The following is a 15772-nucleotide window of genomic DNA, read 5'->3' on the forward strand; positions in this document are numbered from 1 at the left end:
GAAGCAGGTGATAGGGTGACAGACAACATCAGACATTATGCGGTTGCGTTTTTGCTCGCCTTCTTACTTGTACTGACAACGGGTATGACGACTGCTTTCGCCCATGCAGGCTTGATGAGCAGCTCACCGCAAGATGGTGAGTTACTGAAGGCGAATCCAGGACAAATATCTGCACGGTTTACCGAAACATTAGAGCCCGATCTTGTTAACGTGCGTCTATTTGACTGGGATGGCAAGGAAATAAGGATGGAACGGCCGACATTGCAGCCGGGCGATGCCTCGCAGTTAAATGCGAATCTGCCGAGCGATTTGGCTGAAGGGACGTATTCGGTTATCGTGTCTGTCGTTTCCGAGGACGGACACCCGATCGAAGAGAGACTCACGTTTTCCATCGGACAAAAAAGTGCGGTCGTGGTTCCGCCAAGTGAGCAAAAAGCAGATTCAAGCTACTTGATCATGTATCGCTATTTGACGCAAGGAATTATTCTCGTAGGTGGTGGCTTGTATCTGATAGCGTGGGTAGCACAACGTCATGGCTTGCCTTCGCTTGCCCAGTTGATCGGGATTGGCAGGCAAATTGGATGGGGTTTGGCGATCATCGGACTTATCTTTCTGTGGTTCTTGTATGACGAATCGTTAACCGCTGTATCACTTACGCAAGCACTGTGGCAAATGGACGGGAACTTGCTCAGTCAGTCTCCGTTTGCGATCATGCTGCTGGTGTCCTTTGCCTTACTGTTATTGGTCGCGATCCCCAATATGGTGTCCGGCTGGTATGTGGGAATCTGGATTTTCCTGATCAGCGCGCAAGCTTTTGGCGGTCATGCATGGGGTATTGCTCCTGTCTGGCTGTCCATTTTGCTGAGACTGTTGCATGTTTTGACGGTTGCTGTGTGGATGGGGGCACTTGTTTACTTGCTGCTTACAGTCAAAGCGGCTGAACGAGCACAGGAGTCGTTCAAGAGGTTCTTTTTGCAAACAGTTGCTGTGGCGTCTGTACTTGCCGTCGTGACGGGTGTTGTCATGCTCATCGTGCAGACGGATGTCATGAGCATTTTCCAGAGTGCGACGGTATGGAGTTATCTGTTATATGGAAAAATTGTTAGTGTTTGCTTCATGCTTCTTCTAGCCTTTAGGCAAACGAGACGTTGGCGGACAAAAAATTCCTTGCAGCCCGCTTACTTGCGTTGGGAGATTGTATTCGGGATTGTCGCTGTTCTGGCTGGACTTTGGATGAGCCAGATCAACTACCCGACTGCTACGACAAATAATCAGGATGTAATTCAAACAGAATCAAACTAGGGAGGAACTCATACGATGAAAATGAAAAAATGGATGAGCAGTGTACTATTAGCAGGTGCAGTTTTGACGTTGGCGCAAGCAGCACAAGCACATGTGAACGTATATCCGAAAGAGACTACTACAGGCTCCTACGAAAAATACTCTGTGCGTGTCCCAGTAGAAAAAGACGTCAACACCACAAAAGTGAAGCTGGAATTCCCGGCAGGTGTGAAGGTAAATTCCGTTCAACCGATTCCGGGCTGGACCTACGAGTTCGAAAAAGATAAAGACGGTGTGAACACAGCGCTTGTGTGGACAGCAACAGAAGGCGGAATCAAGGCGCATGAGTTCCAAGAGTTCACGTTTGTCGGGGCAAACCCGAAAGAGGAAGGCCAATTGGCTTGGAAGGCTTATCAGACCTATGCAAATGGTGAAGTTGTGGAATGGACAGGGGACAAGGATTCCAAAACGCCAGCGTCTGTCACAACCATTAAGGCTGGTGTAGGCGAAGCAGGGCATGAGCATGGACAAGAACAAAAGCCGGCAACTGCTCCTGCAGGGGAAGCGGCGAGTGCTGGTAGCAGCAACACCCTGCCATTGGTTCTCTCCGGTTTGGCGTTGCTGATCTCCATCGTTGGCCTGTTTAGAAAAAAAGCGTAAGTGCTTCATAATCAAGCTGTGCAGTGTGTCCAATGCTGCACAGCTTTTTTTCATTGTGTGGCAATTAAAAAAATTCTATAATAGCGATAATTACTTTCGGAGGTGTATCTCATGTTAAAAACACTATTCAGAGCAAGCAAGTACACAGGAAGGAAAAATAAGAGCGGCAGCATGACGCGTACGCATTTTGCACAGTAGAGGATTGTAGAGTAGCGATCAGTATGTGAAAACGGAACGCGTCATCTGCCTAAAAAAAGGTGGATACTGCTTCCATGTTCATGAATGCGACAAAAGTATATATGATTAAAAGTTTTTTGACTTCCCTGGCCAATACGACCATGTTCACGACCTATGCACTTTACTACATTGTGACATTGGGTTTTAACCCATTTGAATTGTTATTGATCGGGACAGTATTGGAGTTATCCGTGTTGGTGTTTGAAGGGATAACAGGTGTAGTGGCGGATACGTACAGCCGCCGACGCTCCGTCATTATCGGGATGTTTTTGCTGGGAATCGGATTTGCCTTGCAGGGAATCGTTCCCGCGCTGAATGTTTGGATACCGTTGATTTCTATTTTCGGCTTGGTGCTGTTTTCGCAAGTCATCAGTGGTCTTGGTTATACGTTTATCAGTGGAGCGGATACTGCATGGATTGTGGATGAGGTCGGTGAAGAGAAGATCGGTTCGATTTTCATGAAGGCCAAGCGCTACTCCTTGCTTGGTAATCTGCTCGGGATTGCACTTAGTGTTGCGTTGGCAACAATCGCACCCCATTTACCTTACCTCATAGGAGGTCTCATGTACCTGGGGCTTGGTGTCTTTCTGATTTTATTCATGAAGGAGACCGGTTTTAATCGTCGCGAACGTACGGAAGGTGCTTCACACTTGAAGGAAATGATTCAGACGTGGACTGCGGGTGCCCAAGTGATTCGCAGTCAGCCGATTCTGATGTTGATCTTGTTTGTGACGCTATTTACGGGTGCAGCTTCTGAAGGGTATGACCGTTTGTGGGAAGCGCATTTGATCGCAGAAATTGGATTTCCAGAGCTCGCTGGTATTTCGATGCCAATGTGGTTCGGGATCATTGCCGCACTCGCAAGCTTACTCGGCCTCATCGTCGTAGGTATTGTTGAAAAAAAGCTGGATGTGAACAATGAGCGGGTTGTTATTGTGGGCATGTTCACGTTGACGGGGCTCAAAATTGCAGCGATGATTGCTTTTGCCTTGTCCCCTAGCTTTAGCTGGGCATTAGTTGCACTGCTGTTGATCGGTGTGATCCAGTCATTAAGCAGTCCGCTGTATGATACGTGGCTGAATCTGAACATTGAGAGCAGTGTGCGAGCGACGGTTTTGTCGATGATGGGCCAATCCAATGCCTTGGGACAAACGGCAGGTGGTCCTGCTGTTGGATGGATTGGGACCCGTTTTTCGATTCGCGCTTCTTTGGTTGCGGCGGCCATCTTATTGGCACCGATTCTGATTGTGTTCGGGCGTGCGCTTAGAAGGCGCTGAGTTGTAACAAGCATAAGGCATGTGTCCATTTTTGGGCGCATGCCTTTTTGCTGAGCCGATAGTTGGTCGATGCAAATACATTTGCGAACAAGCGTTCTCTTTTGGTAAGATGATGTCAACAACAAGAAGACACATTTTGTGGTGATGACAGCCTAATGATTCAGGAGTTGAGGAGGTACGCAGCCAGGCAGCAAGCAGTAGAGATCATCTATCTGAAGAAGGATGGAGAGGCTAGCAGGCGTACGATCCGTGTAGTGCATATCGATGAGACCAAAGGGAGCTTGAAAGCATACTGTTATATGAGGAAGGCATATCGTGTGTTTGTGTTGGATAACATTTTGGCAATTGCGCCTGTGTCGGGGCATTTTGCCGGATGAACAGGGCTCATTCACCATCCCCCAGCCTATTCCAGCTCCACTATGTTATACTAAATGGGTAAACATCTTCAAAAAAGAGGAAGGGCGGGGACAACAATGGAGTACTTCATTGTCATCGTCATCATGTTTTTGCTCGTAGTATTTGTCTTGGCGTCCAAAGCCGCAAAAGGCGGAAATGGTCGCTCTCATTCCTCTTCAGACGGCGGGGGCGGCGCCTTCTATGTAGACAGCAATCACAATCACCATCATCGAAATCACGACTCGAGTGATCGTTGGGATAGCTATAACAGCGATAGTGGTAGTGGTGGAGACAGTGGTGGTGGCGGAGATAGCGGAGGCGGCGGGGGAGATTAACGCTGTTGCATTTTGTTTCATTATGGTACAATAATTGGGAAATATGATACCAAACCTGAATGGTAGGTTTGCTAAAGGAGAGATGTTTTATGGTAGTCATCAAATTTGTTCAGAGTGTCGTAGTCGAGGTCACAGGAATCCTCCTTTCAAGCGAACAGTAATACCGTTCACCAAATGAGGATTCGACTGTGACTGGTTTTGGCGATAGAGCCATTTTACTTAACCAATTGCAGGGGGAATCCGCAGTGAATCAACTAACCAATCAACAAGTATTGCAATCTATGGGCTGGAATGAGTATTTTGCTAATCATTTTGCCCCTTATGCAGAGCAAGGCTACAGTGTGGGACGTATCACACTCGAACATAAACGTATTTATCGTCTGTGGAGTGAGCATGGCGAGCTCCTGGGCGAAGTAACTGGAAAGCTTCGTTATGAAGCAACTGGTCGAGAAGATTTTCCGGCTGTCGGAGACTGGGTAGTTATCAGTGCCCGCCCAGAGGAAAAGAAAGCCTCAATCCACGGACTTCTTCCACGTAAGAGCAAGTTCTCCCGCAAAGTAGCTGGGGATACTGTGGAAGAGCAGATTGTGGCGGCAAACGTCGATACAGTTTTCCTCGTGAATTCCTTAAATAATGATTTAAATCTGCGTAGGTTGGAACGCTATCTCATTCTTGCATGGGAAAGTGGAGCCAATCCGGTGATTGTGCTTTCCAAAGCAGATTTGTGTGACGATCTAGATGCATGCATGGCAGAGGTAGAATCAGTTGCGATCGGAGTACCTGTTCATATAGTCAGTGCTGAGCAGGGAGAAGGACTGGATCAGCTCGAGCCGTATCTGGGCGAGGGTCAGACGATTGCCTTGATGGGTTCCTCTGGTGTTGGCAAATCCACGTTGATCAATAAATTGAGCGGAGCGGAGATGCAAAAAGTCAGTGACGTGCGTGAAGGTGATGACCGCGGCCGTCATACGACGACACATCGCGAGCTGTTCCGATTGCCGAGTGGCGCTCTGATGATCGACACACCAGGCATGAGGGAGCTGCAGCTCTGGGAGGCAGATGAAGGCTTCCGCGGTGCCTTTGACGATATCGAGTCCATTGCAGAAACATGCCGTTTCAATGATTGCAAGCATATGCGTGAGCCTGGCTGTGCTGTTCAGGTTGCCATCAAAGATGGATCATTGGAAAAGGCACGCTTTGACAGTTACCTGAAGCTTCAACGCGAATTGGCACATCTGGCGCGTAAAGAAGATGCAAGGCTTGCAGCCGCTGAAAGGGAAAAATGGAAGAAGATTAACGTTCAAATGAAACAGAAAAAACCAAAGAGATAAGTACGAGAGCCCTTGAGAAATCAGGGCTCTTTCCTTTATTCGGACAAGTAAGCGCTTCCTTTTGCTTTCAAAAATTAACGCTTGCTCACAACGAGGGAGTTATGATAGATTTGGTCAATACTCGTTATTACACATCGATATAAATAGATAGGTAGCTCGTATAATTTTGGGAATAAGGCCCAACCGTTTCTACCAGGTGACCGTAAATCACCTGACTACGAGTGAAAGTGCGTCTAGGGTTCCGTCTCTTTTTTTCCTATTCCAATAATAGGATGAAAAGAAAGCTGGTCCGAGCGACGCAGGCACGAATGATGTGTCACACCTAAGGGATAAAAGCCCAGAGGGACAGTTTCACTTGGCGTTGGTTAGTTACGTAGCCCGCTTGTGACACTGTCCGCTCTGGGCTTTCTATATTTCAGCAGGCCGCATGTATAAAGTGGCTGGAACCATATTCGAGGAGGAAGAACTGATGAAAGAATTACAAGAGCGCATCGTACAGGACGGCAAGGTACTGTCGGCATCCGTTTTGAAGGTGGATGCGTTTTTGAACCACCAGGTAGATCCACAATTGACGATGAAGATCGGACAGCGTTTTGCCGAGCTGTTCGCTGGTGAAAAAATCACAAAAGTCGTGACGATTGAGGCAAGTGGAATCCATTTTGCTATGGCGACTTCCTTTGCATTGGGCGTTCCCTTTATCTACGCGAAAAAGAAAAAAGCTGTCACGTTGACAGAGGAAGTATACTCCGCTCCGGTTCATTCCTTTACCCGTCAGGAAACGTATCAAATTAGTGTTTCCCGTCAGTATTTGTCCAAAGAAGATCGCGTATTGATTGTCGATGACTTCTTGGCTACGGGAGCTGCTCTGGTGGGGCTTACGAATATTATTAAAGATGCCGGTGCTCATCTCGTCGGGGTTGGCGCTGTCATTGAAAAAAGCTTCCAGGAAGGCCGCGGTCTCTTGGAGCAAGCTGGTGTACGAATCGAATCATTGGCACGTATTGAATCGATGTCACCAGAAGGCATTCACTTTATTCAAGAAGAGCCTGCACGCGTATAATCCAAAAATAAATAGGAGGTAAGGGTTCACTCATGCTAGCCAAACATAAGATTGTTACTTTGGGCTTACAGCACATTCTTGCCATGTATGCAGGAGCCGTCGTCGTACCGTTGATTATCGGTGGTGCTTTGAATCTGACTCCTACGCAAATCGCTTATTTGATTGCTGCCGACCTTTTCACATGCGGAATCGCGACACTCTTGCAAGTCCTTGGCACACGTTATACAGGGATTCGCCTTCCCGTTGTGCTAGGCTGTACGTTTACAGCAGTAGGGCCGATTATCGCCATTGCGTCTACGAGTAATCTAGCGACCGCTTATGGTGCTATCATCATATCGGGTATATTCGTTGTCTTGGCAGCTCCACTGTTTGGCAAGCTGCTACGCTTTTTCCCAACAGTGGTACAAGGTTCAGTCGTCACAATCATTGGACTGTCGCTCATTCCCGTTGCGATGAACAACGCGGCTGGTGGGCAAGGCATGCCTGACTTTGGACAACCGCACAACTTGCTTTTGGCTTTAGGAACGTTGGTTATCATTTTGCTTATTAATCGTTTCTTTACCGGATTTATTCGTGCGATTTCCGTATTGCTCGGCTTGATCGTCGGTACGGCTGTAGCTTACATGATGGGGATGGTCAGCTTCGCAAGCGTTGCGGAAGCCTCCTGGTTTAGCGTAGTTGAACCGTTTTACTTCGGTACGCCACAGTTCAGTATTGTGGCCATTGTAACCATGATTCTCGTCAACATCATCAGCATGGCTGAGTCCACAGGCGTTTACTTTGCACTTGGTAAAGTGACCGATACAAAAGTAACGGATCAAGATGTAGTCAAAGGATTGCGTGGGGAAGGGGTCGCGATTGTTCTCGGCGGCATTTTCAACGCATTTCCTTACACGGCTTTTTCGCAAAACGTCGGTCTGGTTTCCTTGACTGGCATTAAATCACGCGATGTGATGATTGGTGCCGGTGGAATCCTGGTTGTTCTCGGACTACTGCCGAAGCTGGCTGCTTTGACAACGGTTATTCCTAACGCGGTATTGGGTGGAGCGATGATCGCCATGTTCGGGATGGTTGTGGCATCTGGTATCAATATTCTCTCTCAGGTCGACCTGAACAAAAACGAAAATCTACTGATCGCTGCTTGCAGTATCGCTGTTGGACTGGGTTCTGCTGCTGTTCCGGCGATGTTTGATCAATTGCCTACCATGGCAAAAATGATGCTGCAAAATGGTATCGTAACAGGCTCTTTGACCGCAGTGATCTTGAATATTTTGCTCGTTCATACGAATAAAAAAGTAGCTCAGGCTGCTCCGGCAAATGTAACTGTTTCCGAAGCGTCTTAACTTCATCAAACAATGATCCGCCATTTCCTGGTTAGACAGGGAGTGGCGGTTTTTCTTTTTAACGCGGCTGCGGTGAAGAGAAGAATATTTCCAGTCTAGGCTCCAGGCTCCGTCCCTCGAGGAAGTATGCTGCACTGCCCGCTCCGAAGGGATTCGCGGGGAAACGCAAAAGTGGTAGCCGCTTCGACGCATGGGCAGGGTTGCGTTTCTGTTGCCCGCGAATCCCTTCTGCGCTCGGTAGGACTCCACAAGTCGCTACGTCTGGAAATATTCTTCTCTGGCACAACTGATCAGATTCTTCAATCTTTTCAGGCCTTTAAAACCCGTTTAACACGGAAAGCTCATAGAGGAAACAGGAGAAATAAGTGAAGATCTTTGGGACACCGACCGAGGCGCAATGAAAAGAAGGGAAACAAGCTTTTAGCGTCCACCTCTGAGACGCCTCCTGAATGGACCACTTTGGACGCGGGTTTCGCTTTTATTCATGGAGCCGGGCAGTCAATCCTACAGGAGGTGGCCCAAGAAGCTGAGCGTTTTCTCCTGTTTCCTCCCACCACGACAGCCCGAACAAAGATTTTTTCCAATCTTTAAAAGTCACGGAAAAAACCATCCGCTCGTCAGGAAACAGGAGAAATAAGCGAAGATCTTTGGGACGCCAACCGAGGCGCAATGGAAAAAGTGAAACACGCCTTTAAGCGTCCACCTCTGAGAAGCATCCCTGAATCTCTACTTTGGACGCGGTTTCGCTTTTTCCATGGAGCCGTACAGTCAATCCCCCAAGCAGGTGGCCCAAGAAGCTGGAGCGTTTTCTCCTGTTTCCTCCCACCACAACAGCCCGAACAAAGATTTTTTCCAATCTTTAAAAGCCATGGAAACAACCATCCGCTCGTCAGGAAACAGGAGAAATAAGCGAAGATCTTTGGGACACCGACCGAGACGGAATGCAAAAAGTGAAACGCGTTTTTAAGCGTCCACCTCTGAAAAACGTCCCTGAACCTCTACTTTGGACGCGGTTTCGCTTTTTCCATGGAGCCGTACAGTCAATCCCCCAAGCAGGTGGCTCAAGAAGCTGGAGCGTTTTCTCCTGTTTCCTCCCACCACTGTAGCTCGAACAACGATCTTTTCCGCATTAGCAAAAAAGGCGTACCCGCAATGACAAGCGTCCAACAGTGCTGGCCAAGTTTTACATACGATGACCATGTAAAACAAACTTACCTCCAGAAAGGATGGGGTGCCATGGCAACCTTTCGGGAAGCGCTCCTGGCCAAGAAGCATTTGGTCAAAAGGTGGAAGCGAATGCCGGGCGTAATTGGTATCGGGATTGGCTGCACAAACGGAAAAAACAAAAAAGACGGCGCCTGCATCGTGATGTATACCGTCACTGCAAGTGCCGCAGTGACGAAGAGATGCCCAAGCTGCGTCCTTGTCAAAAGTCAGGCGGCGACAGCCCACGTATCCGTTCCTGTTCGAACCGTCACCTCTGGTCGATGCCATTGTCATCCTGCTGTACGCCCCTCCGCAACGAATTATCGCAGCAGAATCAGACCTGTGATTGCTGGATATAGCATCGGCTACCCAGGGGCCTCCGGAACGGCTGGTTTAATCGTTTCACGAGGAGCCCAGCGGTTCGTGTTGAGCAACAATCACGTTCTGAATCGCAACAATACGAGCGGCTATACCGAGACCATCCAGCCTGGTGGAGCAGACGGCGGCCGTTCAGGAAGAGATCGAATCGGACGATTGTATCGGTATGTTCGACTTCGGAGAAATGGTGTTAATCGAATGGATGCAGCGATTAGTATCCCCACCTCCAATCGACTCCTTGCCCCTCGTTATGCAACAGTGGGCAGAGTGCCCGGTGTTATTCGTTCGTATGGCATCGGGCGCAGATTGAAAAAAGTTGGCCGTTCATCGGGGCTGGCATGGGGAACGGTTGAATCGATCCACACCGATATTGATGTCAGTTACGGAAACTACGGGGGACTGGGGACTATCCGTTTTCAGAATCAGACGGTCATCAGAAGTACGGTTCCCATCTCCCTGCCTGGAGATTCCGGCTCTGTTTGGCTGACTGCGGGCAATTTCGCTGCAGCTGTGAATTTTGCAGGTTCAGCTAATGGGAGGCTCTCGATTTCGTATCCGGTTGTCTGGGCGTTGCAAGCGCTTGGCGTCGGGATAGCAAGATCAGCAGGGGTATCCGGCAGGTCAGTTGCCAAGGCTAAAAAAGTCAGTCGAAATAATGCTCGTACGAGACCGCTGTCTACCAAAGAGTTAAAGCGTGTCCAAACAAAAAAAGCTGCCCCCAAAAGGCAGCCTGGCAAGAAAAAGACGAATAGATAATAGTATTAGGAAACTTCGTTGGCTAACTGATCCAGTACGTGGAGAATGCGTTGTGAGATATCTTCTAGCCCATCAAAAGCAGCTTCTGCTTCCTCTAGTTTCCCTTGCTTGACGAAGTGGTAAATCCGCCGAACAGTTTCGTGGAACTGTCTATGAGGCGCATCTAATTGCTTGAAAGAGGGCAAGGTGCTTACGGATGGATTGTTCAGGGCTTCGTCATACCAAATCCCCAAGCGGCATTGATGATGGTCGACGAGGTCTTTTTCTTCAATGTAGTGATACCCAAGCATGTAGTTGTACAGCCACCATTTCCATAAGAGATGGTCGGTTTTGACGATTCGCAAGTAATGCTTGGTCTTTAAGTGGCTCGTTTGCGTGATGCTCAGCTTGTGCAGGCTGTTAATGCCGGCGCCAACATCATAGACGTTTTTACCTACATTCGAGACGTGCGAAGAGACCTGCTCCATATTCGTCAGGACTTGCGATATGCGCATCGAAATATCATCTGTGGCAGCAGACTGCTCTTGTGCCAATGCTGCGATATGTCCAGTGGAATGCCCGACAGTTTCAATGTTTTGCACAATATCTCCTAATATCCCAATCGCATCACGTGTCTGATTCACTTTATCGTTAAAATGGTCGCTCATGAGAGTGGCCGTTTCTTTTACCTGGACAGCTTCATTCTGGACATTATTGATCGTGGCTGTAATGCTTTGAACGGATTGCTTGGTCTGTTCGGCGAGCTTTCGCACTTCATCTGCCACGATAGCAAAGCCGCGCCCATGTTCGTTGGCACGCGCTGCCTCAATCGAAGCGTTCAATGCAAGAAGATTGGTTTGATCGGCAATATTGCGAATGACTTGGACGACCTGGGAAACTTCTGCAATGGACGTCATTAACTGAGAAATTTTTGTTTGCATCTCTTGGAATTCATCTGCCATGGAAAGAAAGCTGGTCAATGACTCTTGGATAATATCTTTGCCCATTGTCGCTTGCTCGATTGTAGTGGAAGCACTCTCTGCGACGGAGACGGCTGATTGAGCCACTTTTTGCACAGATTCGCTTAGTTGCTCGGCAGCAGATCCCACATTGCCAGCTTCATCTGTCGTATCCTCAAGCGTGTCCAGGACATGCTTGAATTTATCGATCTGAATCACTAACTCCAGCACTTCGCCCAAGCTATCAATGACCTTGTAATCATTGTCCTCTTGATACGATTGGAGGACGATTTGCGAGTCAAGCGTAATGATTTTAATGAGTGCCAACAGGACAGAAGATAATTCTTGAGGGCGTTTCGAATAGGTGTTGACGATTGCGGGAATCAAATATTCATAGACCCGCAAGTAAGAGCCCGTATACCATTCTGGCGCAAGTCCAATTTTGCTGTGGACCTCTCCGATTTTTTCTCGCCCGGCTACGTAGGCATTGTCTAGCTTAGCGTGTGGAAGCGATTGCAAATAGTGACGAAAGGATACAGCCAATCGATCAACCGTCGTATGCGTTTCGATGATTTGCATCAGATGGGAGTATTGGTGAAGCATGTGGTAATGACGCTCTGTAATGGCCTCTAGGTGTTCTGTTAGGAGTGGTTCAATTTGTTTCAACCGATCAAGGTCCGTCTGATTCATTTGCAAAAAATGAACTTTTCCCTGTAGCTGATCGGGCATTTGGACATTACTTTTTTGAATTGAGGCGGTAACGGTTTGAGCGCCGCGCTTACCAAACATAAAATCCCTCCATATTTTTACGAAAAACGGGCCTATTCACAAGAGAAATAGGCCATAAGTGCTTTTTAGATTATAGCACTCTCGAATGGAGTTGAATCTTTGGAACTATTGTGATTTTGTGAAAAGTATATTAAGAAATGGCGGTGTCACCGATTATTCAAAAAATTTCATGTGATGCTTTTCATCCCGGTAATAGGCGAGACGGTCTTGAAGAGTGCCTGTATGTAATTCGAACTTATGCCCATCAGGGTCTGTGAAATAAATGGAGCGCTTATCCCGTTCCGAACGGTCTCGTCCATGCAAAATGGTAACCTCGTGCTTTTCCAAATGAGCGTACCACTCATCAAATGACTCTTCGGTGATGGTAAAGGCCAAGTGTGTATAAGATTGAGCAATTTCATTGCGTGGAATATCTGGTTCCTCATTCAGCGCCAACCAGTAGCCATTCAGGTCAAAGTAAGCCAGCTTGCGACCTCGTACAAGTGGTTTGGCAAGCAGTACATTCCGGTAAAAACAAAAAGATTTTTCTAAATCAGAGACAGAGAAAAGTAAATGATTCATTCCTTGGAGTTGCGGCAATACGTCCCCCACCTTTTTAGCAATAATCTTGCAGCTATTGCTATTGTATGGGGAAAACAGGCAAACCACCAGTCTACTGAGGGTCTGCCTGCATTTCGTTTAGGATTGACTTTGTTGAGCTTGCGCTTGGGTTTGCAGTGTGGATTGGACTTGGGACACCATCGTTTGCGCTTGGGCAATTTCTTGAGATGCTTGCTTCAAGGCTTCTTCGGCGAGCTGTGGATTGGCTGCGGATTGCTCGATCGCTTGGGTAATCATATTTTTCGCCAGAGTGGTGGCTACCTCTGCTTTTTTAAGCGAGTCAGTATTAATTTGGCTAGGCATGGTTGACCTCCTGAGGGTTTTGATGATGGGAACACCGTATTAAGTTGCCCCTTCCACAACCGTTTATGTATATGGATACGCGTCCAACCGTTTTCCTCGTGAGATGCATAGTCTGACAGGGGGAGGGACGTCAATGAAAAAGCAATGGGTGCAAGTCATTCGATTGGCAGAGAAAGCTTTCTTTACGATTATTTTTTCGGCGCGTAAACGAGTGGGGGATCGTGGAATCATTTTGCCAAAACGCTTTAATTCCAAGCGGAAAATTCGCCGTTTCCTGCAAAAGTTCATGACTCCTTGTCTGGCAAATCGAGTAATCGGCAATCTTGATTTGAGACGTATAAACGGACGACTGGCGATCCCTGTAGGTGATACGATTGGGGCACCACCGATTGTAAAGTCTAAGGTTTTGTCTTCGGGAAATAGATGTGCGACGCTTGCGGTATGGTTTGCCTTTGATGAGAGTGATCGTTTTTTTCGTGTGTATCAATTGAAAAAGCTTCCGAATGGTCGCTGGATCGTAGTAGGGCGTCACCCGCTGGACTATCCGTTTAACCTCCCGCAGGATTTTTTGAAACGACAAATACCATGCTGCAAAAGCTGTGGATCTTGGAAAGGGAAGTAAGCGGATTATCAGGCGCATGTTCACTGTATTGTAAAAAATTAGGAATAAATTACTATCTTCCAAAAAAATACGGTATTGATATTGGTTCAATTTGCCTGTATAGTATGTAAGTGTTGCAGTACTTATCGGAATTTGTCGAATGAGAGACAGTCCGATATGGATTGGCAAACGGGAAGTAGCTCAGCTTGGTAGAGTACTTGGCTTGGGACCAAGGGGTCGCAGGTTCGAATCCTGTCTTCCCGACCATTTTTATTTTGGATAGGCCGGTATGGCGGAATTGGCAGACGCGCGCGACTCAAAATCGTGAGGGAAACCGTGGGGGTTCAAGTCCCTCTACCGGCACCAGCAATCTATACATATGGTTTTCGTTATAAGGTGGGGAACAGTGAGTAGGCCTGTTTCTCACTTTTTTTCTTTTTTATCGAATGATTTGGTACTCAACGACATGGAGCAGAATACCGACAATAATTATGGCAGCATGCTTGCAATCAGCGGGACAGATAGAAATGAAAGGAGAGGACGACAGTGATTAAGGTAATGATAGTGGAAGATGAGAAACCTATCCTTGATCTCATGAAGCATGTAATCGGACAAAATGATAACTATACGATCGTTGGAGCATTCACACATCCACTAGAGGCTCTCGCTTGTCTGCCCGATCTGTGCCCGGATGTTGCGTTTTTAGATGTGGAAATGCCGAAAATGAATGGACTTGAGCTTGGAGCAAAAATGAATGAGCTGTCTGAACATACAAAGATTGTGTTTACGACCGCCTACAAAAAATATGCCCTGGATGCTTTTAAGGTGTATGCATTCGATTACATATTAAAACCGGTTACACCAGCAGCTATTGAACGGGTCACTGATCGTTTGGTCAAACAGCTTCAAATCACACCACCGATCAATCAGTCAGAAAAAAGTGTGTCTATCCAATGTTTTGGCGGTTTGGATGTTCGCAATTCCGCTGGCGAAGTTGTTCGCTGGCCCACGCGTAAGAGCGAGGAACTTTTTGCTTACTTTCTCTGCCATCCCAAGCAAGATATCAACAAGTGGCATCTGACAGATCTGTTGTGGCCAGAGATGGATGAGGACAGAGCGACACACAATTTGCATAACACCATGTACAGATTGAAGAAGATCATGAAAGAGCAAGAATTGGGCATCGACATTCAAAAAACCAACGACGGCTACATGTTTCACCCGACGGATCAAAACTATGATGTATGGGCATTTCAGCAATATGATTTTTCCTTTTCGCAAAAGCTGCAAAGTACAATTGCAGCCGAAGCTTTATGCGCCATGTACAAGGGACCGCTTTTGGACAGAAAGGATTATTTATGGAAAGCGCCTCTGGAGGAAGCGTACCGGAAAAAGTATACGTCGCTGGTAAGCAAACTCGTGGAGCTAGACCTAGCATCGCAGGAATGGCAGAAGGGCTTGCGAAAGCTGGAGGATTATTTGTCGATCTATCCCTTGCATGAAGAGATGAATATAGCATTGATGGACATTTACGCACGGTGCGATCAAAAACAGAATATTATCCGACACTATGCCAAGTTCGAAAAGGCATATCGGCTGGAGTTGGAAATGGACCCGCCTCGACAGATCAGGAATTGGGTTGCGAGTGTGGTTGGAGAGTAAGACAGGAAGAGATCATTCTTCCTGTCTTTTTTATTTGATGATCCATGTGAGAAGTTTGGGAGAATCAATTGCTATGATCTAACAAAAAAGGAAGTGAGCGAATTCATGCAATTCACTATTTTGTCTGTGGGGAAAATCAATAATGAATGTTTGTCGGGGGTGGAGGAATACAGCAGGCGGCTTGCTGTTTATTGCAAGATGAACTTCGTCGAAATTCCAGAAGGAGACCGACATGAAAACGTAAGTACCTCGGAGATGGAACAGCTGAGAATACAGGAAGGGCGAAAGATTCTCGCTCAAATTAAGCAGGAACAGCATGTCATTGTCCTCACTGGCGAAGGCGTGCCGTGGACCCCAAGGAAGCTATCTGTGCAAATTGAACATTTGTCGGGTACAGGGCGAGATGAAATTCTCTTTGTTATTGGCGGTGCTTTTGGATTATCCGAAGAGGTCTTGGAAAGGGCAAACGAGCGACTTTCGCTGCCCAAGAAAGAATATCCGCACCAGTTAGCGCGCATTGTGGTAATGGAGCGATTGTACAGGGCGTTTCGAATGAGCTTGGGAGAGCCGCTTTGGTAGAATGCAAATGCAGACGAATCGAGCACCCTAAGAGCACAAA

16 protein-coding genes, 2 tRNA genes and 1 riboswitch are annotated in these 15772 nt (G+C 47.3%); of the genes, 14 read left to right on the top strand and 4 right to left on the bottom strand.

Annotation, left to right across the window (positions count from 1 at the left end):
• The first annotated feature begins 15 nt into the window (after positions 1 to 15).
• The 8 genes from ACFYU8_RS12540 (at position 16) to ACFYU8_RS12575 (ending at position 7920) form a co-directional block, all read left to right on the top strand.
• Positions 16 to 1302 (top strand): copper resistance CopC/CopD family protein, encoded by a 1287-nt coding sequence (locus tag ACFYU8_RS12540; protein ID WP_390299032.1) that lies wholly within the window; start codon positions 16 to 18, stop codon positions 1300 to 1302.
• A gap of 15 nt (positions 1303 to 1317) precedes the next feature.
• Positions 1318 to 1941: a YcnI family copper-binding membrane protein gene (locus ACFYU8_RS12545; RefSeq protein WP_390299035.1), complete on the top strand. Its 624-nt coding sequence runs from the start codon at positions 1318 to 1320 to the stop codon at positions 1939 to 1941.
• 272 nt (positions 1942 to 2213) lie between these two features.
• Entirely contained in the window at positions 2214 to 3455 is a 1242-nt protein-coding gene (locus ACFYU8_RS12550; RefSeq protein ID WP_390299038.1) for an MFS transporter, read from the top strand.
• 155 nt (positions 3456 to 3610) lie between these two features.
• Positions 3611 to 3832 (top strand): WYL domain-containing protein, encoded by a 222-nt coding sequence (locus ACFYU8_RS12555; protein ID WP_390299041.1) that lies wholly within the window; start codon positions 3611 to 3613, stop codon positions 3830 to 3832.
• Positions 3833 to 3928: 96 nt separating this feature from the next.
• Positions 3929 to 4186 (top strand): hypothetical protein, encoded by a 258-nt coding sequence (locus tag ACFYU8_RS12560; protein ID WP_390299044.1) that lies wholly within the window; start codon positions 3929 to 3931, stop codon positions 4184 to 4186.
• Positions 4187 to 4431: 245 nt separating this feature from the next.
• Positions 4432 to 5517 carry a ribosome small subunit-dependent GTPase A gene (rsgA, locus tag ACFYU8_RS12565; protein WP_390299047.1) on the top strand — a complete coding sequence of 362 codons (1086 nt, stop codon included), beginning with the start codon at positions 4432 to 4434 and terminating at the stop codon, positions 5515 to 5517.
• A 136-nt stretch (positions 5518 to 5653) separates the two neighbouring features.
• A riboswitch (purine riboswitch) is annotated at positions 5654 to 5755 on the top strand.
• A 231-nt stretch (positions 5756 to 5986) separates the two neighbouring features.
• Positions 5987 to 6577: a xanthine phosphoribosyltransferase gene (locus ACFYU8_RS12570; RefSeq protein ID WP_106840438.1), complete on the top strand. Its 591-nt coding sequence runs from the start codon at positions 5987 to 5989 to the stop codon at positions 6575 to 6577.
• Between the two features lie 32 nt (positions 6578 to 6609).
• Positions 6610 to 7920, top strand: coding sequence for a nucleobase:cation symporter-2 family protein (locus ACFYU8_RS12575; RefSeq protein WP_390299051.1), 1311 nt, complete (start codon positions 6610 to 6612; stop codon positions 7918 to 7920).
• A gap of 963 nt (positions 7921 to 8883) precedes the next feature.
• On the opposite strand, the gene ACFYU8_RS12580 is transcribed toward ACFYU8_RS12575, so the two are convergent.
• Positions 8884 to 9120: a hypothetical protein gene (locus tag ACFYU8_RS12580; protein ID WP_390299054.1), complete on the bottom strand. Its 237-nt coding sequence runs from the start codon at positions 9118 to 9120 to the stop codon at positions 8884 to 8886.
• A gap of 36 nt (positions 9121 to 9156) precedes the next feature.
• Between ACFYU8_RS12580 and ACFYU8_RS12585 the strand changes: the two genes are divergently transcribed.
• A complete protein-coding gene (locus ACFYU8_RS12585; RefSeq protein WP_390299057.1) occupies positions 9157 to 10260 on the top strand; it encodes a chymotrypsin family serine protease in 1104 nt (367 codons plus the stop codon).
• Between the two features lie 5 nt (positions 10261 to 10265).
• Here ACFYU8_RS12585 and ACFYU8_RS12590 read toward each other — a convergent pair whose 3' ends face one another.
• The 3 genes from ACFYU8_RS12590 to ACFYU8_RS12600 all read right to left on the bottom strand — a co-directional run bounded on the left by ACFYU8_RS12590 (position 10266) and on the right by ACFYU8_RS12600 (position 12890).
• On the bottom strand, positions 10266 to 11987 hold the full coding sequence (locus tag ACFYU8_RS12590) for a protoglobin domain-containing protein (RefSeq protein WP_390299060.1): 1722 nt from the start codon (positions 11985 to 11987) through the stop codon (positions 10266 to 10268).
• A 153-nt stretch (positions 11988 to 12140) separates the two neighbouring features.
• Positions 12141 to 12548 carry a metallothiol transferase FosB gene (gene fosB, locus ACFYU8_RS12595; protein ID WP_390299816.1) on the bottom strand — a complete coding sequence of 136 codons (408 nt, stop codon included), beginning with the start codon at positions 12546 to 12548 and terminating at the stop codon, positions 12141 to 12143.
• Positions 12549 to 12665: 117 nt separating this feature from the next.
• Entirely contained in the window at positions 12666 to 12890 is a 225-nt protein-coding gene (locus tag ACFYU8_RS12600; RefSeq protein ID WP_007722024.1) for a hypothetical protein, read from the bottom strand.
• 133 nt (positions 12891 to 13023) lie between these two features.
• On the opposite strand from ACFYU8_RS12600, the gene ACFYU8_RS12605 reads away from it, so the two are divergent.
• The 5 genes from ACFYU8_RS12605 to ACFYU8_RS12625 all read left to right on the top strand — a co-directional run bounded on the left by ACFYU8_RS12605 (position 13024) and on the right by ACFYU8_RS12625 (position 15732).
• The gene (locus tag ACFYU8_RS12605; protein ID WP_390299063.1) at positions 13024 to 13512 is read left to right on the top strand and encodes a hypothetical protein; all 489 of its coding nucleotides are present in this window, start codon (positions 13024 to 13026) and stop codon (positions 13510 to 13512) included.
• Between the two features lie 169 nt (positions 13513 to 13681).
• Positions 13682 to 13758 (top strand) — tRNA-Pro (locus tag ACFYU8_RS12610).
• Positions 13759 to 13774: 16 nt separating this feature from the next.
• Positions 13775 to 13857, top strand: a tRNA-Leu gene (locus ACFYU8_RS12615).
• 180 nt (positions 13858 to 14037) lie between these two features.
• Positions 14038 to 15153: a response regulator gene (locus ACFYU8_RS12620; protein ID WP_390299065.1), complete on the top strand. Its 1116-nt coding sequence runs from the start codon at positions 14038 to 14040 to the stop codon at positions 15151 to 15153.
• 105 nt (positions 15154 to 15258) lie between these two features.
• Entirely contained in the window at positions 15259 to 15732 is a 474-nt protein-coding gene (locus ACFYU8_RS12625) for a 23S rRNA (pseudouridine(1915)-N(3))-methyltransferase RlmH (protein ID WP_390299067.1), read from the top strand.
• Positions 15733 to 15772: the final 40 nt, after the last annotated feature.

It is taken from the genome of Brevibacillus sp. NPDC003359 (assembly GCF_042878995.1).
GTDB lineage: Bacteria > Bacillota > Bacilli > Brevibacillales > Brevibacillaceae > Brevibacillus.